This window comes from Methylobacterium sp. Leaf87 (assembly GCF_001422775.1).
Classification (GTDB): Bacteria; Pseudomonadota; Alphaproteobacteria; order Rhizobiales; family Beijerinckiaceae; genus Methylobacterium.
The window spans coordinates 252,081-272,065 of the sequence record NZ_LMMI01000001.1 but is presented as its reverse complement, the minus strand read 5'-3'; the positions used below and the strand labels follow the sequence as shown (position 1 = coordinate 272,065).

The window sequence follows — 19,985 nt, the reverse complement described above, 5'->3', positions numbered from 1 at the left end:
CTACTCAAGTCGGCACGCTGCGGAGGGTGTAGACGTAGGGCCGGAGCCCGTTCCCGCGCGGAATCAGGCGGGTGCCCGAGGCGCCGATGATCACCATGGTGGCCATGTCGGCGGTGGTCTCGCGGGCCTCGGCCAGGGTGAGGACGCGGATCGCCTCGTCGGGGCGCGAGACGGCGCGGGCGAAGATCACCGGGGTGTCGGGCGCGCGGATCTCGGCGGTCAGTGCCAGGGCGCGGCCGAGCTGCCAGGGCCGGGCCTTCGAGATCGGATTGTAGAGGCTCACCACGAAATCGGCCCGCAGCACCGCCTCGAGCCGGGCGGTGACGACCTCCCAGGGCTTCAAATTGTCGGACAGCGACAGGGCGCAGAAATCCCCGCCGAGCGGCGCGCCGAGGCGGGCGGCGGCGGCCAGCATGGCTGTAATGCCGGGTTCGACGGTGATGTCGAGCTGCGCCCAGGCCGGATCGCCGGCCTCGACCGCCTCGAAGATCGCCGCCGCCATGGCGAAGACGCCGGGGTCGCCACCGGAGACCACCGCCACGTGACGTCCGGCTGTGGCGAGCTCCAGGGCATGGCGGGCGCGGTCGACCTCGACGCGGTTGTCGGTGGCGTGCCGGGTCAGGCCCGGACGCTCGGGAACCCGTGCGACGTAGGGAATGTAGCCGATGAGGTCCTGCGCGCGGGCGAGCGCCGCTTCGGCCGACCGGGTGAGCAGGTCGGGGTCGCCCGGCCCGAGGCCGACCACCGTGACGGAGCCGGTCACGGCCGGCGGCCCTCGCCGGGCAGGAGCACCATGGAGAAGTAGGGCGCCACGTCGTCGGGCTTGTCGCGCAAGGCCACCACGCGCTCGCCCGTCATGGTGCCGCGCTCGACATAGACGGCGCGCTCGAGCACACCGGCTTCGGCCAGGGCGGCGCGCACCTTCGGCAAATGGCGGCCGAGCTTCATGATCACGGCGGCGTCGGTCTGCGCCAGCCGCGCGACGAGGGCGGCCTGCGGCAGGGTCGCAGGCAGAATCGTGAGCACGTCGTCGCCCCAGGTGATGGGGGTTCCGGCCCGGGTCCAGCACCCGGACATGCCGGTGACGCCCGGCACCACCTCCACGGGGAAGCGGTCCTTGAGGCGGCGCCACAGATGCATGAACGAGCCGTAGAAGAACGGGTCGCCTTCCGAGAGGATCGCCACGTCGCGCCCGGCGCCGAGGTGGTCGGACAGTTGCCCCGCCGCGTCGTCGTAGAAGCTCGCCAGGGCCGCGACGTAGTCGGGATGATCGGGGTGCAGCTCGGTGGTGTACGGGTAGGCGAGGGGGAACTCGCGCGCCGGGTCGGACGTCAGCACCGCGTCCGCGATGGTGCGGGCGTTGCCGCGCCGGCCCTTCTTGCAGAAATGCACGAGGACAGGCGCCGCCTGCAGCACCTTCATGGCCCGAACGGTGAGGTAGTCGGGTTCCCCAGGACCCATGCCGACGCCGAACAGGGTGCCGGTGAGCTTCGCCACGGGGCTCGCCACGTCTTCGAGAGGCGCGGTGGGGGGGAGGGGGGCGCCCGCCTCCATCACTCGATCTCCTGCGCCAGGGCGTTGATGGCGGCCGCCGTCATGGCGCTGCCGCCGCGCCGGCCATGCACCACGATAAAGGGGACGCGCCCATCGCGGGCGAGGGCTTCCTTCGATTCGGCCGCGCCGACGAAACCCACGGGAATGCCGATGATCGCGGCCGGCGGGGCGACGCCCTCGTCGAGGAGTTCGAGGAGGCGAAACAGGGAGGTCGGGGCGTTGCCGACCGCCACGACGCTGCCCGGCAGGTGCTCGCGCCACAATTCCATGGCGGCGGCCGAGCGGGTCGTGCCCATGGCGGCGGCCAGTTCGGGCACGCGTGGATCGCTCAGGGTGCAGATCACCTGGTTGTTCGCGGGCAGGCGGGCGCGGGTGACGCCGTCGGCCACCATGCGGACATCGCACAGGATCGGTGCGCCGGCCTTCAACGCGGCCTCGCCGCGACTCGCAAAGTCGTCCGACGCCTCCACGTCGCGGGGGAGGTCGGTCATGCCGCAGGCGTGGATCATCCGCACCACCACCCGCTCGGCGGTGCCGTGGAAGCGGGCGAGGTCCGCCTCGGCGCGGATCATCGCGAAGGAGCGGGCGTAGATCGCCTGCCCGTCGCGCAGGTAATCGAGGCGCGAACTCATGGTGTCGTGGTCCTGAAGGCTTGGGCGAGGGTTTGGGTCGGATCGGCACTCCTTACGCGGTCCAGCGCGGCCTCGAAAGTGAGTTGCATCGTCGGCTCGCCATCGGGACGGCCGTGAAGGACGATACCGTAGCGACCGGACCGGCCCACGAGGGTGAGGGTGGCGGCTCCCGGATGGGCGCAGCCCTTGGCGCAGCCGGAGACGTGGGCATCGATGCCCGTGCCCTTGAGCGCCTCGGCGAGGCGGGCGGCGTCGATGAGTGTCGGCGTCGAGCCCGAGGCGCAGGCCGGCGCTCCGGGGCAGGCCGCGACATGGCCGCGCGGATCGTCGGCTTCATGGATAAATCCGTCTCCGCCGAGGGCGTGACGGGCACGATCGACGTCATCGCGGTCGCGGCCCACGAACACGAAGCCCCGGGTCGGGCTGAGCGCGAGGCCGGGCGATGCGAGCCGCTCGCTCCACGCGGCGAGGCGATCGAGGGCGTCGGCGGTGCAGCGTCCGAAGGCGGTCTCGACGGCAAGGGCGGTCCGGCCGTCTCCGAGATCGTGCAGCCCAGGCGCCAGGGACGGAATCGGGGAGGGGGCCGGCATCGCCGTGCCGGCGAGACGATTGCGGCGTGAGGTATCGAGGTCGCGCATGCGCCGGGCTCCGCTCCCGGCCAGGACAATCAGGCTCTCGGACACGTGCGCGAGTGCCCGCGCCGTTGTCACCGGCGCGAACCAGATCGGTCCGTCCGGTCCTGCGAGAGACCACGCGATGCCGTCCGGCGCGACCATTCGGAACTGGATGTCCGCATCCGCCCGACCGAGGCCGGAGGCGCCCGTTTCCTCGATGGCCACCAGGGCCTTCGGCGGCAGGCCGGGAATCGCGCGGCCGATGGCTTCCACGGCCTCGGCCAAATCGGAGAGTCCGAACAGCGGCGCGGTCAGGGTCAGGCGCTGCGGGCCGCCATCGGCACGGATATCCCCCAGGCCTACGGCCGTGAGGTGAGGGGCGAGCGTGCCTTGCGTCTCGGGCGTGACGCCCCGGATCTGAAGGTTGGCTCGTGCGGTGACGTCGATATGGCCGTTGCCGAAGCGGCGTGCGCCCTCGGCCACGGCCCGCGCCTGGGCGGCGGTGAGGCGCCCGAGCGGCGGGTGGACCCGCGCCAGGAGCCCGTCGCCCGTCTGCATCGGGCGGGCGAGGCTCGGGCACCAGCCGCGCCGGCTCGCGGCCTCGGGCAGAACGCGGCGGGCGACGTTCACTCGGCCGCCTCCGGCAAGCGTTCGTCGGCCGCAATCGCCTCCGGCATCAGCTCGTCGGCCGCCATGGCGTTGCGCCGCGTCGTCCACAGACCCCGGCGGCGGGCCTCGTCGAATCGCTCCAGGATGGCGCGGGCGGCCTCGGGGTTCGCAGCGCGCAGGGCATCGAAGGTGTCGATGTCGGCGATCATCGCGCCGTAGAGCCGGTCGAGATCGGCATTCGACACGGCGTCCGTGGTGGCGGCGAGGACGAAGACCGCGTCGATTCCCTGCGCCAGTTCCTGGGCGCCGCGATAGCCGTGACGCAGCTGCGCCGCGATCCAGCGCGGATGGGCGAGTTTTCCGCGGATCAGCCGGGCCGCGTCCTCGCGGGCCGTCCGGGCCTTCGGGGCATCCGGGGTCGCGACATCGAGGCTGTAGAGGGTCGGCTGGCCCCCTGTGAGAGCGGCTGCGGCGGCGAACCCACCCATGGCCTCGACGGCGGCGTCGCCGTCGAGCAGGTCGCGCTCGGCGATGTCGAAGGCATGGACGTAGGCATCGGCCTGGGCGACGCGGGCGGCGAAGCCTGCATCGGCCACGTCCGATGCCCCCCCATAGGCATGCGAGGTGGCGTCGAGGTAGGCGCGGCCGAGATCCGAGCGCTCCTCCCAGGCCCCGTCGAGGGCGAGCTCGCCGGCGCCGGCGCCGTAGCGGCCCGGTGCCGCGCCGTAGACGCGGGGCGTCGCCTCGCCCCGGCGGCGCGCGGCCGCGAGGGGGTTCTCCGCGTCCTCCTCGTGACGCGCCGCGACGGAATCGGCTGCGCGGGCGAGGAGCGCGAGGGTATCCGGGAAGGTGTCGCGGAACGCCCCCGAGACCCGCACCGTCACGTCGATGCGCGGCCGGTCGAGGAGCGCCAGGGGCAAGACCTCGAAACCGGTGACACGGGTGGAGGCGTGGTCCCAGACCGGGCGTACGCCCATGAGGGCCAATGCATGAGCCACGTCCTCGCCGCCGGTCCGGAGCGTCGGCGACGCCCACAGATCCATGACGATGCGGGCGGGATACTCGCCCTCGTCCTGAAGGTAGCGGCGGACCACGGCATCGGCGGCCTTGGCGCCCAGGGTCGTGGCGGCCCGCGTCGGCAGGCTGCGCGGGTCGAGGGTGGTGAGGTTGCGCCCCGTCGGCATCACGTCGGTACGGCCGCGCGAGGGCGAGCCGGCGGGACCGGGGGCGACGAAGCGACCGTCGAGGGCGGCGAGCAGTCCGTCGCGCTCGGCCGCTGCGCAGGCGGCCACGGCTTCGGAGGCCTGAGGCGCCGCCCGGCCAAAGACATGGAGCCCGTCGCGGGTGGTCACCTCGCCGAGATCGCACAGATGGGCGTCCAGCGCCGCCAGGGCATCCGGCATGGGGGTGCCGGTATCGATGCCCGCCGAGGCCAGCAGTCCGGCCGACTCCGCCTCGTCCAGGATGGTGCGGGCGATGATCGCAGCGCGGCGCGGATCGAGGATGCTCGCCGCCGAGTACTCTTCCACGAGTTCGCGCAGGTGTGCCGATTCCGGGTCGAGACCCGGGCATTCGGTCTGCGGCGTGAGATGGCCGAGCGCCACGCCGCCGAGGCGGCGCTTGAGGGGGGCGGCTTCGCCGGGATCGTCGACGATGAACGGGTACACCACCGGCAGGGACCCGATCGCGCGGGCGGGCCAGCAATTCGGCGACAGGGCCACGGCCTTGCCCGGCAGCCACTCGGTGGTGCCGTGGGTTCCGAGATGGATCAGGGCGTCGAAGTTCTCGCGCAGGCCGAGATGGAAGGCGAGGTAGGCGTGGGTCGGCACCGCATCGGGGTCGTGATAGCCGGCCTTGCGGTCGGCGGCACGGCCACGATCGGGCTGGAGGAACAGGGCGACGCGGCCGTTCGGAGCGCGAACACGCTTTCCACCTCCAACCTCATCCTGAGGTGCCGCGTGAGCAGACTCGCAGGAGGGTTCCAGGCATCGCAGGTCCAACTGGACCCCTCCTTCGAGGGCTCCGCTCCGCTCCGCCACCTCAGGATGAGGGTGTGGGTGGGAGGTCGGGCACACCATCGAAAAACGGAAGGCGCCGTCGACGATAAGGGGATCGGCTTCTGGCCCCCCCCAAGACGCGATCAGCTCGGCCCGATCGGCCTCCGGCAACCCCGCGAACCACGCCCGATACGCGTCGAGGGACACCGAAAAATCGCGCGGCCCGTGCGTGAGCGCGCGCATCACCGCGTCGGCTTGCGGCAGGGCGCCGGCGGCGTAGCCCGCCGCCGCGAGGTCCTCCACCATAGCTCGCGCGCTCTCGGGGGTGTCGAGGCCGACGGCGAAGCCGGCCCGGCCGCCGCGCGCCGGGTAGTCCGACAGCACCACGGCGAGCCGCCGTTCCACCCGGGGCAGGCGGGCGAGACGCACCCAGGCCGCCGCCCGGTCGGCGAGCGCCGCGATTCCCGTCGCGTAGGGACGCGCGCGGCGCTCGGAGAAGCCGTCGATTTCGGGGCCGTCCTCCTTGAACGAGATCGGGAAGCCCGAGAGCCGGCCGTCGAATTCCGGCAGGGCCACCTGCATGGCGAGGTCGGCCGCCGACATCCCCCGGGCCGAGGCGTCCCACGCGGCGTGGGCCGCGCCGAGGGTGTAGGCCTGGATCACCGGGCAATCGGCGCCGTCCAGGACGAAGCCCGCATCCTCGCGGGCCGAGAAGGCGGTCGCGGCCACGACGAGGTCGGGCTTTCGCGCCGCGATGGTGTCGCGCAACGCCGCCAGGGCCGCAGGGTCCTTGAGGCTCGAGACGGCGACCACCAGCACCTGCAGGCCGCGGGCCTGGAGTGCATCGCCCAAGGCCGCCAGGGGTGCGGCATCCCCCGACAGGATCGCCGAGCGGTAGACGACGAGGAGCGCCAGGGGCACCGTGCCCGCCTGCAAGGGCCGGCCGGCGGCCAGAGCCCGATCGCGGTCGATGGGGCCGCAGCCGGGGCAGCAGACGAAGCCGCGCGGCAGGGCCTGCGGCTCCTCCACGGTGCCGGGAAAGCCGATCTCGGCCGCGATCCGCCCGAGCATCCGGCGCAGGTTGTCGGCGCCGCCCGCCCGGAAATAGGCGTCGAGGACGGGTGCGAGATCGGGCTCCGTCGAGAAGGCATCCAGGCGATCGTCGGGCCGGTCGTCGCCCGGCAGGACGATGAGGCGAACGCCGTTCGCCCGTGCGGCGGCAGCGGCGCGCTCGATGCCGTAACGCCAGTAATCGAGCCCGCCGAGGCATCGGATCACGACGCATTTCGACCGCGCGATCACCCCGTCGACGTAGAGGTCCACCGACATGGGGTGACGGAGCTTCGCGAGTTTCGCCAGACGCAGGGTCGGGGCCGGACCCTCGCCGGCTTGCGGAAATGCCGCCGCGAACGCGCCCGCGACGCCGAACAGGTCGGAATCCGTGAACGACAGGAACACGATGTCGCCCGGCGCCTGACCGAGATCGATGGCGGCTTCGCCCTCGTCGAGGGAAACCGTATCGACGCGGATCAGATGCATGGCGGGATGCGCGACCTCACAGCCGCGCCTCCGTGAGGGGCCGGCCGATCCGGGCGCGTCTGCGCCGGCGCAGCCGCCAGAGGGCGCGGACGAGGAACAGTCCGATCGCCGCCACGGGAAGCCAGGGCAGGCTGGCGACGGCGAAGCGCAGGGCGGCGCCCGCACTGGCGCCGAAGGTCTGGCCGGCCTGGCTCCAGGCTTCCTCGACGGGGGCGAAGGCACCCGCTCGCGCGCTGTCCGAGCGAAGCGAAACCGAGACGATTTCGGTATCGACGCGCCGTTGCAGGCCGCGCTGCTTCGCCTCCCCCTCCTCGATTTCGGATTGGACCTTGGAGAGTTCCTGGGCGATGCGGATGAGGTCCTCCACGCGCGTGTCCGCCTTCGCGGACAGTTCGTCGAGGCGCGCGCGATAGGCGGCGAGCTGGGCGAGCCGGCGTCCTCCGTCCGCGATGGGTGTGGTCAGGTCGTCGGCCCGTGTCGCCTGACGCCGCAGGACCACGTCGCCCGCCGCCTCGCCCGGCAGGGGAGCCGTGAGGAACGCCACGTAGGGGGCGACGGACTCGTGCGGCAACCGGACCTGGATCTGCGCCTGCGGTCGCCCCTGCGGACGCGGACCGTCATCGATGGACGACGTGACGAGGATGCAGCCGAGGCCCGCATCGGTCAGGCAGCGGTCACGCGCCGCCGCGAAATGCGCCGCCACCCGATCGGGCGGCAGGCCGATGGTGAGGTCGTGCGTATAGGCGAGCTTGGCTGCGGTGTTGCGGGCGGGCTGGGCCAGCGCGAGGGGATTGGCGGTGTCGGGCGCCGGCGGGCGCGTGTCGGAGCAGCCCCCCAGTCCGAGGAGTACGGCAAGGCCCAGGGCCGCCGCCGCGCGGCCGTTCCGTACCGCCATGGCGCTCACCCGGCCAGGGCGGCGGCGACCGCCGCCTGATCGAATCCCTTGAGGCCGATGACGACGAGGCGGCCGTCGCGGGCTTCCGTGCTTTTCCAGGGTCGGTCGTAGTGATGCGCGATGCGGGTGCCGACACCCTGCACGACGAGGCGCATGGGCTTGCCCGTGACTTCGGCGAACCCCTTGATGCGCAGCACGCCGGCGGTCTCGGCGGCGCGACCGACGCGGATCGCCAGGTCCTCGGCGGTGGCCGTGGCCGGGACGGGCAGGGCCACGGAGTCGAAATCGTCGTGGTCGTGGTCCTCGCCCTCGCCGTGGTGGGAGGGTCTGGCATCGAGATCGTCCTCGGCCGCGGCTCCGAGGCCGAGGATCACGCGCGGGTCGAGGCGGCCGTGCTCGGCCTCCACCATCTTCACGGCGCGGGGCAGGTGGGCCTGAACCTCGGCGCGGACCTTCTCGCGGCCGGCGGCGTCGAGGAGGTCGGCCTTGTTCATCACCACGAGGTCGGCGCAGAGGATCTGGTCCTCGAACACCTCTTCCAGGGGATTGTCGTGATCGACGTTCGTGTCCTCGGCACGCTGGGCGGCGGAGGCCGCCGGATCGTCGGCGAAGAAGCCCGCCGCCACGGCCGGACCGTCGATGACCGCGATGACGCCGTCCACGGTAACCCGCGAGCGGATCGCAGGCCACTGGAACGCCTGGACCAGGGGCTTGGGCAGGGCGAGGCCGGAGGTCTCGATAAGGATGTGCTCGGGTGGGTCGGCTCGGTCGAGGAGCTTGTTCAGGGCCGGCACGAAGTCGTCGGCCACGGTGCAGCAGATGCAGCCGTTGGCGAGCTCGACGATGTCCTCGTCTTGGCAGCCTTCGATGCCGCAGGCGGCGAGAAACGAGCCGTCGAAGCCGATATCGCCGAACTCGTTGACGATGATCGCGAGCCGCCGGCCGTTCGCGTTCTCGACGAGGTGGCGCACGAGGGTCGTCTTGCCGGCCCCGAGGAAGCCGGTGACGATAGTGCAGGGAATCTTCTCGACCAGGGTCATTCGGCGGCGTCCGTACTAGGGTGCGCCGCGAGCGGCGGGATGCGGGCGACGACGCCCTTGCGGAATTCCTGGGGCCGAGCCTTCCACGGCACGACGCCGTCGGGCGTCTCGCCGTAGAGGCCGACCCCTTCGAGGATGATCCGGGCGGATTCGGTGGCGTCGAGGTCGCCGTAGACGTAGGTCCAGCGCCCTTCCGAGGCCACCGCCACGGTGCATGGCCGCTTGCAGACGGAGAGGCACTCGACGCCTTCGATCCGCAGGCCGGTCTGGCCGTGCTCACCGACGGCCTCCCGGAGCGCGTCGAGGAGGCGCGCACCGGCGCGGGGTTCCGCCGGGTCGCCGGCCGCACGGCAGGCGGTGCAGACGTAGAGGGTGACCACGTCAGGCATGCGCCGTCGCCTTGCGACCGAACAGGGCCCAGGCCCAGCCGTAGGCGAGCCCGATGACCGCCCAGAACACGAAGGCGATCCCGAGCGAGCGTGCGGCGAACTGGGCCGCGTAGCCCGCCGGCAGGGCGGAAGCCGCGTGGCTCGTCTCGGGTGCTCCGGCGAGGTGTGGTGCCACGATCAGGACGAGGCCGCCCGCGATGGAGATCGGCGCGCGGCGGATGGCGATGAGGTAGAGCCCCATGGCGGTGGCGACGGCGGTCATCACCCACCAGAACTGACGATCGGCGAGGGGGGCGGCGTCCATGCCCGGTAGTTCCGGCGGAAGGCCGAGGGCCGGCGCCAGGGCGACGGCGAGGAAGCCCGCCACGGCGAAGCGCAGGCCGGTCTCGGGCGTCGGTTCGCGCCCGCAGGCCAGCAGCACTGCGCCGAGCAGCAGGGCATACCCGACGCCGCCCACCAGGGTGGCGAGCGCCGTGAACGCCATGCGCGGCAGTCCGGGTCCGGGCTGCCAGGCGGGCGCGGTCTCGCCGCCGGACACGCCCGGGTCCTTCGCGCCGTGATCGTGTCCGCCATGCACCCGCACCACGAGGGATGCGAATCCCGGCGCGGGGGGCGATACGGGGGCTTGAGCCTGCGTCTCGTAACGCTCGGCCGCGATGATGAGCGGAGAGGTCAGGGCGAGCTGCAGGCCCGTCGCGACGATAGCCGCGAGGAAGCCGGCGACCAGGGCCGCCGACACGAGCCGGATGATCATGGGGTGTCTGCCTTCAGGCGCCAGGCGCTCAGTGGCAGGGAAAATTCTGGGTGTGGCGGAAATCGTGCGCCGCGTTGTGGAGCGCCATCGCCGGGGCGAAGCCCGCCATGAACACGAGGCCGAGGCCGAGGAACGCGGCGACGAGAACGGCCCCGAGGCGCTCGTTGGTGCGGGTGCCGGTCAGAACGAGGGTGTTGGTCGACATCGGTTGATCTCCTGGCCGCCCCGCCGGCGGCCGTGGTCGAAGGTGAGGACGAAGGTCCCCGGTGCCGGACGGCAGGTCTCCTGGCTCGCGGGTCATCCGGAACCTGCCGCCTTCCCGGATCGCTCCGGTGGCCGATGGCAGGCCCGTCGCCGCTCACAGTTGCGGGGGCAGCCGCGGTTTCAAGGCGCTTGCCCCTCACCGCGTTCCCTTTTCACCCCGTCGCCGGGGCACCGTCCGATCCCGATGCTTCTACGCGGTCGCGCGATCCCTGACAACGCGCCGCTGTGCCGTTTGCATCGCCTTTGACCACACAAGGGCGTTTCGGGCTAAAGAAGCCCCATGCGGCAGCCGTCCCCCCCATGACCGAGATATTCCCCCGTGTGACCCTCGTCCTCGGCGGCGCGCGCTCGGGCAAGAGCGTCCATGCCGAGGGGGTGATCGAGGCGCAGCCGCCACCCTGGCTGTATCTCGCAACGGCCCAGGCCTGGGACGACGAGATGCGCGACCGCATCGCCCTCCACCGCACCCGAAGGTCGGCCGACTGGATCACGCAGGACGTGTCGATCGACCTGCCCGAGGCGGTCGCGGCCGCGCGCGGACCGGTACTGGTGGATTGCCTCACCCTCTGGCTCACCAACCTGATCCTGGCGGAGGCCGACGTCGAGGCCGCGACCGGGGCGCTGCTCTCCGCTTGCGCCGACGCGCCGGGGCCGGTGGTCCTGGTCGGCAGCGAGGTCGGCCTCGGCATCGTGCCCGAGAATGCCCTCGCCCGCCGCTTCCGCGACGCGGCAGGGCGGCTTCATCAGCGCCTCGCCGCACAGGCCGACCGCGTCGTGTTCATGGTGGCGGGGCTGCCGATGATCGTGAAACCCCAACTTGGAGACCACGCATGAGCGACGCCGCCGACCGCCATCGGGAGAAGATGGAGAAGCGCAAGGCCGTGCAGGATGCCGAGGTGGCGGAGAAGACCATCGAGAAGGGCCTCCTCATCGTCAACACGGGTCCCGGCAAGGGCAAGACCACGGCGGCCCTGGGCCTGATGCTGCGGGCGCTGGGCCATGGCTGGCGGGTCGGCGTGGTGCAGTTCATCAAGGGCGCCTGGGACACGGGCGAGAAGCACGCCCTGAAGGCCTTCGGGAACCAGATCGACTGGCACACCCTCGGCGAGGGCTTCACCTGGGAGACCCAGGACAAGGCCCGCGACATCGCGGCGGCCGAGCACGCCTGGGCGAAGGCCCTGGATCTCATGGCCGATCCGAGCATCCGCCTCGTGGTGCTGGACGAACTCAACATCGCGTTGCGCTACGACTACCTGCCCATCGACGACGTGGTGGCGACGTTCCGGGCACGCCGACCGGACCTCCACGTCATCGTCACCGGCCGCAACGCCAAGCCGGCCCTCGTCGAGGCCGCCGACCTCGTCACCGAGATGGGCTCCGTGAAGCACCACTTCGCGGCGGGCGTGAAGGCGCAGGAGGGGATCGAGTTTTGAGGTGCCGGCCGTCATGACCCGCGCCATCATGATCCAGGGCACCGGTTCGGATGTCGGCAAATCCCTCATCGTCGCCGGTCTGTGCCGCGCCTTCGCCCGGCGCGGGCTGCGGGTGCGGCCGTTCAAGCCGCAGAACATGTCGAACAACGCCGCCGTCACGGCCGATGGCGGCGAGATCGGACGGGCCCAGGCGCTTCAGGCGAGGGCCGCCGGAGTGGCGCCCTCGGTCCATATGAACCCGGTCCTCCTCAAGCCCCAGAGCGAGACCGGCAGCCAGATCGTGGTGCAGGGCCGGATGGTCGGCCAGGCCGCGGCCCGGGACTACCAGGGCTGGAAGCCGCGCCTCCTCGGGGCCGTGCTCGAAAGTTTCACCCATCTGAAAGCCGAGGCCGACCTCGTCGTGGTCGAGGGCGCCGGCTCGGCGTCGGAGGTGAATCTGCGCGCCGGCGACATCGCCAACATGGGCTTTGCCCGCGCGTCGAACACGCCGGTGATCCTGCTCGGCGACATCGACCGCGGCGGCGTCATCGCCAGCCTCGTCGGCACGAAGGCGGTGATCGACCCGGCCGACGCGGCGATGATCCGGGGCTTCCTCGTCAACCGCTTCCGCGGCGATCCGAGCCTGTTCGCCGACGGCATGGACCTCATCGCCCGCCACACGGGTTGGCCCAGCCTCGGGCTGATCCCGCATTTTCCGTCCGCCGTCCGCCTGCCCGCGGAGGACGTTCTGGGACTGGTCGGCTCCGAAGCAGGCGCGGCGGGTCGCACGGTGGTGGCCGTCCCCGTCCTGCCGCGCATCGCCAATTTCGACGATCTCGATCCCCTGCGGGGCGAGCCGAACGTCTCCGTGGTTCTGGTTCGTCCCGGGGAGCCGATCCCCGTGGCCGACCTCGTGCTCCTGCCGGGCTCGAAGACCACCATCGCGGACCTCGATGTCTTTCGGGCCGAGGGCTGGGATATCGATCTCGCCGCCCATGTCCGGCGCGGCGGCCGGGTGCTCGGCCTCTGCGGCGGCTACCAGATGCTTGGGCGCCGCCTCGCCGACCCGCACGGGATCGAGGGCGCCCCCCGGACGGTGCCGGGTCTCGGGCTCCTCGACGTCGAGACGGTGATGACCCCGGTCAAGCGCCTCGAGGCCGTCACCGGCACCTCGTTGCCCGACGGCGTACCGTTCTCGGGCTACGAGATGCACCTGGGTGATACCACCGGACCCGACGCGGCGCGCCCGCTCGTTCGTTTCGCCGATGGGCGCCCGGACGGGGCGATTTCGGCCGACGGCCGGGTCGCCGGCACCTACGTGCATGGCCTGTTCGCCGACGACGCGCAGCGCGCCGCGTGGCTCGCGCGCCTCGGCGCCCGGTCCGGCGGCGACGCCTACGAGGCGGGGATCGAGACCGTGCTCGACGCGCTCGCCGACCACCTAGAAGCCCATGTGGATTGCGACCGGCTGCTCGTCCTGGCGGCGTAGCGGGTCAGGCGTGGGGCGATCCTTGCGGAAGACGAGCGCGGTCGCCGGCATCGCCGTCATCGACTCCGTCGGCAATTCCCGCGGCTTCATCGTGCAGGATGCCACGCCGCGCATCCGCACTGGCGCGCCTTGGCCCCGGTCTAGGTCCTCGCGGGTTGTCTCGGGCTGCGGGCCTGATGGTTCTCGGTACTGTCGGTGCTCCGCCGCGGTACTGCGCGTCGAAGCACGCCAGCGGTCGGTCAGGCCGGAGCAATATGGTTCGACCCGTCCTGATGCGCCGAGCCGGCCGCCTACGGGATCGCCACCGCATACTCGCGCGGCCCGCCGTTCAGTACACTGTCGAACACCACCAGCACCCGACCGGGGCCGAGGCGCACGACGCCTTCGGGCTTCGCCCTGGAATCGTCGCCGTCCAATGGCGCAAGGGTGCCGAGCGCCGTGACCTTGCCGGACGACGGATCCGCGAGGAACAGCCCATAAGGCACCGACAAGCCGTTGCGGGTCGGACCCGAGAGGACGAGAAGGCGCCCGTCCGGCAGGGTGGTGAGATCACGGATGCCGGCATCGGCCCCGAGGGCGAGGGGGATCGTCGTCGGTTTGACGTCGAGCGGCGCGTCGCCGGGGGCGAACAGGGGCGCGACGGGTACGGAGACGAGGAAGGCCCGTCCGTCGATGACGGGCGCGCGGAGACCCGCGTAGAGAGTGTCGCCGATGACCGCGAGGCCCTCGACGTTGAGACCGGAGAGCGGTTTGCCGCCCTCGCGGGGTTCCAGATCCTTCAGAAAATACGCGCCCACCGTATCGGCATTTCGCAGGGCGTCGCCGAGGCGGTAGGTGGTCTCCACCCTGATCCCGGTGGCGTCGGCGCGCAGGCGCGCGAGGATCGCGGTGGAGAGCTTGAACTCCCGCCCCCGCCGGCTGCAGCCATGCGAGCCGGTGACGTAGAAGTCGGGTGCCGCATACGCCACGGCCTCGCCGTCCATCTCGCGGTACGCGCCTTGGCCCAGGGTGCAGTCGCCCGTGGTCGGGGGCGCGCCGACGGTGGCGGTGGGCGGCTTGCGGCCGACGATGTCGACGACGGCGCCCGGGGTCAGCGTCGTGCCCTGGAGGGTGACGAACTGGGCGCCCGCCGCCTCGTCGTCCACCACGACGCAGCCGCGCCGACCGGCTTCGGCCGGCGCGCAGGCGATGCCGCTGATGTCCTCGGCCGGCTTGGTCTTCTTCTTCGTGATCTCGCCCGCCAGTCCCTCGGCGACGGCGTAGGGCTGCCCCACGGGCTGCAGCATCTCGGCCCGGGCCGGCGACAGGAACGCCAGTCCCCATGCGGCAGCGACGAGGGAAGGACGAATCATGCGGTATCTCCGACGGACGGGCGGCGTGGCCGTGCTCATAGCAGCGCAACCGCGACGAGGGCGAACGTCACCGCGGTGAGGCCGAACAGCAGGAGGCACGCCGTGCGATAGAGGGCGAGCGCCCGCTCCACGTCGGCCGGGCCCGCCTCGGCGCGGCCATCGCCCATCCAGGCATCCTCGACTGAGGTCGCGCCGTAGACGCGCGGACCGGCGAGCCGCAGGCCGAGGGCTCCGGCCATGGCGGCCTCGGGCCACCCGGCGTTGGGCGAGCGGTGGCGTCGGGCGTCGCGCCGGAGGGCGCGCCATGCCGCGCCCGGCGAGGCGCCGCTCTGAAACAGCGCCGCCACGACGATGAGTCCGCCGGCGAGGCGCGAGGCCGGCAGGTTGACGAAGTCGTCGAGGCGGGCGGCGGCCCAGCCGTAGGCTTCGTGGCGCGGGGTGCGATGGCCGATCATGCTGTCGGCGGTGTTGATCGCCTTGTAGAGCGCGCCGCCCGGCAGGCCGCCGACGCCGATCCAGAATGCCGGCGCCACGATCCCGTCGGAGAAGTTCTCGGCGAGACTCTCGATGGCGGCCCGGCAGATGCCGGCCTCGTCGAGGGTTTCGGGATTGCGACCGACGATCATCGACACGGCGACGCGCCCGCCCGCCAAGCCGTCGTCACGAAGATCCGCCGCCACGCGGGCGACGTGGTCGTGCAGGCTACGTTGGGCCGGCAGGCTGGCGCAGAGCAGGCCGAGGGCCACGAGGCCGCCCCAGTTGCCGAACAGCGCCGCGGTGGCCGTGAGCCCGAAGGCGGTCCCGGCCACCGCGGCAAGAAGCAGGACCAGCCCAAACACGCCCATGATCCGGCGCCGGTTCTGGCCACCCGTGTTCAGCCCCCCGTCGAGCCGGCCGATGAGGGCGCCGATCCAGGTGACAGGGTGGCCGAGCGCCCTGTAGAGCCGGTCGGGATAGCCGGCGGCCGCCTCGACGGTCAGGGCGAGCAGCAGGATGGCGAGCGTATCGGGCGGATGGGTGAAGGCGGTCCAGGGCATGTGGGTTCGGTCAGCGAGCCAGTCCCCATCGCGCATGGCGGCGATCTCGACGCGGCGCGCACCCTGTTCCCGGATGCGCCGACACCGTGGATCGACCTCTCGACGGGGATCAATCCGGTGCCCTACCCGTGTCCGCCCCTCGAGGCCAGCGCGTTCCACCGCCTGCCGTCGTCGGCCGACCTCGCGGCCCTGAACGCGGCGGCGGCCCGGGCCTACGGTGTCGCCGATCCGCGCGGGATCGCGGCCGCCCCCGGCACGCAGATCCTCATCGAGACCCTGCCGCGCCTGTGGCCCCGCGCCCGTGTCGCCGTGGTGGGGCCGACCTATGCCGAGCACGCGGCCGCGTGGGGGAGGGCCGGCCATTCCATCGTGGCCGTGTCGACGCTCGACGCGGAGGCCGACGTCGTGGTGGTGGTCAATCCGAACAACCCCGACGGGCGGACCTGGGACGGCGCCACGCTCCGCACGCACGCGGATCGGCTGGCGGCGCGTGGCGGCCTCCTGGTGGTGGACGAAGCCTTCGCGGATCTCGAAACCGTCGACTCCCTCGGGCCGCATCTCCGGCCGGGTCTCGTGGTCCTGCGCTCCTTCGGCAAGACCTATGGGCTCGCTGGCATTCGACTCGGCTTCGCCCTGGCGGAGCCTACCCTTGCGGGCCGCCTCGCGGAGGCGCTCGGCCCCTGGGCGGTGTCGGGACCGGCGCTGGCCATCGGCCGGGCGGCGCTCGCCGATGCCGAATGGCGCCGCGCCGCGTCGGTCGCGCGCGGTGCCGATGCGGGACGCCTCGACCGGATGATCGCCCGCGCCGGTGGGCGGGTGGTCGGCGGAACCCGCCTGTTCCGCACGGCCGACTTCCCGAACGGGCCGGAACTGTTCGCGCGACTCGGCGCCGCCGGGATCTACGTCCGGCGCTTCGCCGCGGCCCCCGCGCGCCTGCGCTTCGGCCTGCCGGCGGACAGGACCGAATGGTGCCGGCTCTCCCGGGTCCTCAGGTAACCTTCGGCGTCCCGGGCTCGAGGATCGCGACGAGGAGACCGGCGCCCGAGAGGGCGAGGCCCACGGCGCAGACGCCGGGCCAGCCGGCCATGAGGAAGGCTTGGCTGCCGGCGAAGGCCCCGAGCGCCCCGAACACGAACATCACCGTGAAAAGAACCGTGTTCACCCGTCCGCGCGCGCCCGGGACGAGGGCGTAGACCCGGGTCTGGTTGGCGATGAGTGCGCCGTTGAGGCCGATGTCGATGAGGAGAACGCCGAGCCCCACGGCCACGAGGGAGACGTTGCCGCCGGCCCACAGGACCACGAAGGCCGCCACCACAAACAGGCTGCCGGCCACCACCACGGGCCGGGCGCCGCGCCGGTCGGTGTAGCGGCCCGAGACCGGCGCGATGAACGCGCCGACGACCCCGATGACGCCGAACAGCCCGGCGCCGGCCGCCGTGAGATCGAAGGGCGGCGCTTCGACCAGGAGGGCGAGGGTCGTCCAGAACGCGTTGAAGCTCGCAAACAGCAATCCCTGGCACAGGCTGGAGCGGCGCAGGGCCGGCTGGGTGCGAACCAGATGGAGGATCGACACCATCAGGGCGCGGTAGCGCAGGGGCCTGGTCTGGGCCGTGCGCGGCAGGGTCGCGGCGGCGATCCCGGCGATGATCAGCGCCACGGCGCTGGCGGCGTAGAACACCGCGCGCCAGCCGTATTGCGCGCCTACGAAGCCACTCACCGTCCGCGCCAGGAGGATGCCGCTGAGGAGCCCGGTCATCACTTGGCCGACCATGCGGCCCCGGGTGGCGTCGGGGGCGAGTTCGGCGGCGAATGGCACCGCCTGCTGCGCGGCCGAGGCGAGGAACCCGATGGCGAGGCTCGCTCCTGCGAGCGCTCCGAGGTTGGGACTCATGGCCGCCGCCAGGAGGGCCACGGCGAGGCCGAGCATCTGCGCCAGGATCAGGCCGCGCCGCGGCAGGCTGTCGCCGATGGGCACGAGGCACAGAATGCCGAGGCCGTAGCCGACGAGGGAAGCGGTCGGCACCAGGACTGCCGCCCGGTCACCGAATTCGCTCACCAGCAGGGCGAGAAGGGGCTGGTTGTAGTAGATGTTCGCCACGGCGCCCCCGGCGATGAGGGTGAGGCCGAGGCGTGCCCGAAGGGTGAAGTCGTGGTCCGTCGCCGGTGCTGTTCCGCTCATGCCGCGCCCCGTGTCGCCGCCGGGCGCCAAGCGCACGTCTCTGGCATGGCCGAAAGCGTCATGGCCGAAAACCTTCCGATCGGGGTGAGGAGGGGTGAGTAAGGCCCAGCGGGCCGTGTCGGCAAGGCCGGTGGAGCGGGCCGGCCGGACGCGTCGTCGCAGGACCGTTACCTTCGGATGAGCCCGTTCTCATGTTTTCGAGGTAGGGACTGCACGATTTGACGGCCAAGGCCACCCGAAGACGGCGTACAAGCCGGGCGAGGCTCTTGGAATACGCGGATTCTTGCGGTCTGATCGTGAACGGGATCGGGTGATGCCGTGCTTCGTTCCACCGGAGCGCGGTGCCGGGTCCGATGACGGAGCCTCGCATGCCGAATTACCGTATCGAGTTCGCCAAGGAGATTCTCGGGGTACCGTTCCCCGTCGGCTCCGTTGCCATTGTTCGAGCCCGCGATCCCATGCGGGCCCTGCGCGCTGCCGAATTGCGCTTCGCGCGCCAGCACGGGGTCGAGGATTGGCGGGAGCGGGCCGACCGGGCCGAGATCATTGCCGGCGGGGATGCGAGCTGAGGGACACGGCGTTCCTTTCTCGTATCCGAGTCCACGCAGGCGTTCGGCGGTTCTGTGGAAAGAACCTTCGTCCATCCCTCGCCGAAGCTTGGGGGCCGTGACTGCGAACCCGCCTCGGTCCCTGGTCCTTCGAGCGGGGCCGTCATAGAAGGTTCGTCGAACCCTGCGCGGATGCGTGGGGTGGATACGCCCGGTCCGGGCGCCAGCACGGGGACGGGCAGCTTCCATGGCGGCGATCTCTTTCTTCGGCGATCTGCTGCAGACCATCAGCGACCGCGGCCGCGACCTCATCGGGTTCGGACGCGGCGACCTCGCCGCCCGTGCCGATCCGGGGGAACTCGTCAAGCTCTGCGAGGATCTCATTTCCCGCCGCGGCGAAGCCTCGGGCGTCGCCCTCGCCCGCCTTATCCTCGACCGCTACGCCAGCCTCGCCCGGCCCGAACGGGCGAGCTTTCTCCGCCTCGTCGCCACCGAGTTCGCCGCCGACCACGAGGCCGTCGACGAGGCCATCGCGGCCTACCGTGCCGACCCGACCCGGGCGGCGCTCGGCGTTCTGCACGACGCAGCCGAGCCGCGCAGCCAGGAACTGATCCGCCGCCTCAACCTCGCCCGGGACGGCACCCTCGCGCTGGTCCGCATGCGGGAGGACCTGCTCGGGCTACGCCGCGCCCTGCGGGACGAGGAGGCCGACCCCGATCTCATCGACGCGGCCGACAGCCTCGACAGCGATTTCGAGCATCTGTTCGCCTCGTGGTTCAACCGCGGCTTCCTCGTGCTGCGCCACATCGACTGGACGACGCCCGCCCACATCCTCGAGAAGATCATCCGCTACGAGGCGGTCCATGCCATCGCCGACTGGGACGACCTGCGCCGTCGCATCGAACCCCGTGACCGGCGCTGCTTCGCGTTCTTCCACCCGGCCCTCGTCGACGAGCCGCTGATCTTCGTGGAGGTGGCGCTCACCGCCGCCATCGCCCCGGCCATCGCCCCGATCCTGGCCCACGAGCGCGAGATCCTGGCGCCGCGCGCGGCCACCACGGCGATCTTCTACTCGATCTCGAACTGCCAGAAGGGGCTCGCCGGCGTCACCTTCGGCAACTTTCTCATCAAGCAGGTGGTGGAGGATCTCGCCCGCGAGATTCCGAGCCTGAAGACCTTCGTCACCCTGTCGCCGGTACCGGGCTTCGCGACGTGGCTCGACCGCGAGCGCCGGGCCGACGCGCCGCAGGGGCTGACCCGCGAGGATGTCGAGGCCCTGCGGATCATCGACGAGCCGGACTGGCAGGCCGACAAGACGAAGTGCGAGGCCGTCCGCAAGGCGATGATCCCGGCGGCCGCCGCCTACTTCCTCCGCGCCAAGAACGAGCGCGGCAAGCCCCTCGACCCCGTCGCCCGGTTCCACCTCGGCAACGGGGCCCGGCTGGAACGCCTGAACTTCCTCGGCGACGTCTCGGCCAAGGGGCTGGCCCAGTCCCGTGGGCTGATGGTGAATTACCTTTACGACCTCGCGGCCATCGAGAAGAACCACGAGACCTACGCCAACCTCGGGACCGTCGCCGCTTCCGGCGCGGTGAGCCGCGAGTTGCGCAACAATCTGCCGCCCACCCGCGCCGTGGCTCTCGCCGACGCGTGAGAGTTCGACCGAAAGCCACCTGAAGCC

19 protein-coding genes and 1 riboswitch are annotated in these 19,985 nt (G+C 71.9%); of the genes, 6 read left to right on the top strand and 13 right to left on the bottom strand.

The annotated features are described in order from the left end of the window. Nucleotides 1–4: 4 nt before the first annotated feature. Genes cobJ through ASF22_RS01200 form a run of 10 tightly spaced genes read right to left on the bottom strand, consistent with a single transcriptional unit; the run spans nucleotide 5 to nucleotide 10,228 of the window. Nucleotides 5–763, bottom strand: a complete 759-nt coding sequence (cobJ, locus tag ASF22_RS01245) for a precorrin-3B C(17)-methyltransferase (protein WP_056260735.1) — start codon at nucleotides 761–763, stop codon at nucleotides 5–7. Beyond that, a complete protein-coding gene (locus ASF22_RS01240) occupies nucleotides 760–1,554 on the bottom strand; it encodes a precorrin-2 C(20)-methyltransferase (protein ID WP_056260733.1) in 795 nt (264 codons plus the stop codon). The genes cobJ and ASF22_RS01240 overlap by 4 nt, the downstream gene beginning before the upstream one ends. Next, complete coding sequence (locus tag ASF22_RS01235; protein WP_056170295.1) at nucleotides 1,554–2,186, bottom strand: precorrin-8X methylmutase; 633 nt, start codon at nucleotides 2,184–2,186, stop codon at nucleotides 1,554–1,556. The genes ASF22_RS01240 and ASF22_RS01235 overlap by 1 nt, the downstream gene beginning before the upstream one ends. Next, complete coding sequence (locus tag ASF22_RS01230) at nucleotides 2,183–3,430, bottom strand: hypothetical protein (RefSeq protein WP_056260731.1); 1,248 nt, start codon at nucleotides 3,428–3,430, stop codon at nucleotides 2,183–2,185. The genes ASF22_RS01235 and ASF22_RS01230 overlap by 4 nt, the downstream gene beginning before the upstream one ends. Next, nucleotides 3,427–6,945, bottom strand: coding sequence for a cobaltochelatase subunit CobN (cobN, locus tag ASF22_RS01225; protein WP_056260730.1), 3,519 nt, complete (start codon nucleotides 6,943–6,945; stop codon nucleotides 3,427–3,429). The genes ASF22_RS01230 and cobN overlap by 4 nt, the downstream gene beginning before the upstream one ends. Nucleotides 6,946–6,961: 16 nt before the next feature. Next, complete coding sequence (locus ASF22_RS01220; protein WP_056170724.1) at nucleotides 6,962–7,840, bottom strand: DUF4349 domain-containing protein; 879 nt, start codon at nucleotides 7,838–7,840, stop codon at nucleotides 6,962–6,964. 5 nt (nucleotides 7,841–7,845) lie between these two features. Further along, entirely contained in the window at nucleotides 7,846–8,880 is a 1,035-nt protein-coding gene (cobW, locus tag ASF22_RS01215; RefSeq protein WP_056170284.1) for a cobalamin biosynthesis protein CobW, read from the bottom strand. Continuing rightward, nucleotides 8,877–9,269, bottom strand: a complete 393-nt coding sequence (locus ASF22_RS01210; protein WP_056260728.1) for a DUF1636 domain-containing protein — start codon at nucleotides 9,267–9,269, stop codon at nucleotides 8,877–8,879. The genes cobW and ASF22_RS01210 overlap by 4 nt, the downstream gene beginning before the upstream one ends. Further along, the gene (locus ASF22_RS01205; RefSeq protein ID WP_056170278.1) at nucleotides 9,262–10,023 is read right to left on the bottom strand and encodes a CbtA family protein; all 762 of its coding nucleotides are present in this window, start codon (nucleotides 10,021–10,023) and stop codon (nucleotides 9,262–9,264) included. The genes ASF22_RS01210 and ASF22_RS01205 overlap by 8 nt, the downstream gene beginning before the upstream one ends. A gap of 28 nt (nucleotides 10,024–10,051) precedes the next feature. Then, on the bottom strand, nucleotides 10,052–10,228 hold the full coding sequence (locus ASF22_RS01200; protein ID WP_056170275.1) for a CbtB-domain containing protein: 177 nt from the start codon (nucleotides 10,226–10,228) through the stop codon (nucleotides 10,052–10,054). A 52-nt stretch (nucleotides 10,229–10,280) separates the two neighbouring features. Continuing rightward, nucleotides 10,281–10,478, bottom strand: a riboswitch (cobalamin riboswitch). Nucleotides 10,479–10,587: 109 nt separating this feature from the next. Between ASF22_RS01200 and cobU the strand changes: the two genes are divergently transcribed. From cobU to ASF22_RS01185, 3 genes are read left to right on the top strand one after another with little or no spacing between them, the layout of a single operon-like run. Next, nucleotides 10,588–11,121, top strand: coding sequence for a bifunctional adenosylcobinamide kinase/adenosylcobinamide-phosphate guanylyltransferase (cobU, locus tag ASF22_RS01195; RefSeq protein ID WP_200927068.1), 534 nt, complete (start codon nucleotides 10,588–10,590; stop codon nucleotides 11,119–11,121). Beyond that, nucleotides 11,118–11,720 (top strand): cob(I)yrinic acid a,c-diamide adenosyltransferase, encoded by a 603-nt coding sequence (cobO, locus tag ASF22_RS01190; protein WP_056260724.1) that lies wholly within the window; start codon nucleotides 11,118–11,120, stop codon nucleotides 11,718–11,720. The genes cobU and cobO overlap by 4 nt, the downstream gene beginning before the upstream one ends. Before the next feature lie 13 nt (nucleotides 11,721–11,733). Next, the gene (locus ASF22_RS01185) at nucleotides 11,734–13,188 is read left to right on the top strand and encodes a cobyric acid synthase (protein ID WP_200927067.1); all 1,455 of its coding nucleotides are present in this window, start codon (nucleotides 11,734–11,736) and stop codon (nucleotides 13,186–13,188) included. A gap of 290 nt (nucleotides 13,189–13,478) precedes the next feature. Here the strand turns inward: ASF22_RS01185 and ASF22_RS01180 are convergent, their stop codons facing one another. Together ASF22_RS01180 and cbiB are read right to left on the bottom strand one after the other, a co-directional pair. Then, nucleotides 13,479–14,540: a DUF3616 domain-containing protein gene (locus ASF22_RS01180; protein WP_244474173.1), complete on the bottom strand. Its 1,062-nt coding sequence runs from the start codon at nucleotides 14,538–14,540 to the stop codon at nucleotides 13,479–13,481. Between the two features lie 35 nt (nucleotides 14,541–14,575). Continuing rightward, nucleotides 14,576–15,577 carry an adenosylcobinamide-phosphate synthase CbiB gene (gene cbiB / locus ASF22_RS01175; protein WP_056260722.1) on the bottom strand — a complete coding sequence of 334 codons (1,002 nt, stop codon included), beginning with the start codon at nucleotides 15,575–15,577 and terminating at the stop codon, nucleotides 14,576–14,578. Between cbiB and cobD the strand changes: the two genes are divergently transcribed. Continuing rightward, nucleotides 15,578–16,573: a threonine-phosphate decarboxylase CobD gene (gene cobD / locus ASF22_RS01170; protein ID WP_244474172.1), complete on the top strand. Its 996-nt coding sequence runs from the start codon at nucleotides 15,578–15,580 to the stop codon at nucleotides 16,571–16,573. Here the strand turns inward: cobD and ASF22_RS01165 are convergent. Continuing rightward, the gene (locus ASF22_RS01165) at nucleotides 16,566–17,756 is read right to left on the bottom strand and encodes an MFS transporter (RefSeq protein WP_056170266.1); all 1,191 of its coding nucleotides are present in this window, start codon (nucleotides 17,754–17,756) and stop codon (nucleotides 16,566–16,568) included. The two genes, cobD and ASF22_RS01165, sit on opposite strands and share 8 nt — an antisense overlap. Nucleotides 17,757–18,124: 368 nt before the next feature. Between ASF22_RS01165 and ASF22_RS01160 the strand changes: the two genes are divergently transcribed. Both ASF22_RS01160 and ASF22_RS01155 read left to right on the top strand, forming a co-directional pair. After that, nucleotides 18,125–18,325 (top strand): hypothetical protein, encoded by a 201-nt coding sequence (locus tag ASF22_RS01160; RefSeq protein WP_056170262.1) that lies wholly within the window; start codon nucleotides 18,125–18,127, stop codon nucleotides 18,323–18,325. A gap of 226 nt (nucleotides 18,326–18,551) precedes the next feature. After that, entirely contained in the window at nucleotides 18,552–19,958 is a 1,407-nt protein-coding gene (locus ASF22_RS01155) for a malonyl-CoA decarboxylase (RefSeq protein WP_056260720.1), read from the top strand. The last annotated feature ends 27 nt before the right edge of the window (nucleotides 19,959–19,985 follow it).

Excerpts from the sequence above, each read along its gene's own strand:
- cobN (WP_056260730.1), bottom strand. The coding sequence starts at position 6,945 with ATGCATCTGATCCGCGTCGATACGGTTTCCCTCGACGAGGGCGAAGCC.
- cbiB (WP_056260722.1), bottom strand. The coding sequence starts at position 15,577 with ATGCCCTGGACCGCCTTCACCCATCCGCCCGATACGCTCGCCATCCTG.
- cobO (WP_056260724.1), top strand. The coding sequence starts at position 11,118 with ATGAGCGACGCCGCCGACCGCCATCGGGAGAAGATGGAGAAGCGCAAG.
- ASF22_RS01220 (WP_056170724.1), bottom strand. The coding sequence starts at position 7,840 with ATGGCGGTACGGAACGGCCGCGCGGCGGCGGCCCTGGGCCTTGCCGTA.
- ASF22_RS01205 (WP_056170278.1), bottom strand. The coding sequence starts at position 10,023 with ATGATCATCCGGCTCGTGTCGGCGGCCCTGGTCGCCGGCTTCCTCGCG.
- ASF22_RS01235 (WP_056170295.1), bottom strand. The coding sequence starts at position 2,186 with ATGAGTTCGCGCCTCGATTACCTGCGCGACGGGCAGGCGATCTACGCC.
- ASF22_RS01165 (WP_056170266.1), bottom strand. The coding sequence starts at position 17,756 with ATGAGCGGAACAGCACCGGCGACGGACCACGACTTCACCCTTCGGGCA.
- ASF22_RS01160 (WP_056170262.1), top strand. The coding sequence starts at position 18,125 with ATGCCGAATTACCGTATCGAGTTCGCCAAGGAGATTCTCGGGGTACCG.
- cobW (WP_056170284.1), bottom strand. The coding sequence starts at position 8,880 with ATGACCCTGGTCGAGAAGATTCCCTGCACTATCGTCACCGGCTTCCTC.
- ASF22_RS01200 (WP_056170275.1), bottom strand. The coding sequence starts at position 10,228 with ATGTCGACCAACACCCTCGTTCTGACCGGCACCCGCACCAACGAGCGC.
- cobU (WP_200927068.1), top strand. The coding sequence starts at position 10,588 with ATGACCGAGATATTCCCCCGTGTGACCCTCGTCCTCGGCGGCGCGCGC.
- ASF22_RS01210 (WP_056260728.1), bottom strand. The coding sequence starts at position 9,269 with ATGCCTGACGTGGTCACCCTCTACGTCTGCACCGCCTGCCGTGCGGCC.
- ASF22_RS01180 (WP_244474173.1), bottom strand. The coding sequence starts at position 14,540 with ATGATTCGTCCTTCCCTCGTCGCTGCCGCATGGGGACTGGCGTTCCTG.
- ASF22_RS01185 (WP_200927067.1), top strand. The coding sequence starts at position 11,734 with ATGACCCGCGCCATCATGATCCAGGGCACCGGTTCGGATGTCGGCAAA.
- ASF22_RS01240 (WP_056260733.1), bottom strand. The coding sequence starts at position 1,554 with ATGGAGGCGGGCGCCCCCCTCCCCCCCACCGCGCCTCTCGAAGACGTG.
- ASF22_RS01155 (WP_056260720.1), top strand. The coding sequence starts at position 18,552 with ATGGCGGCGATCTCTTTCTTCGGCGATCTGCTGCAGACCATCAGCGAC.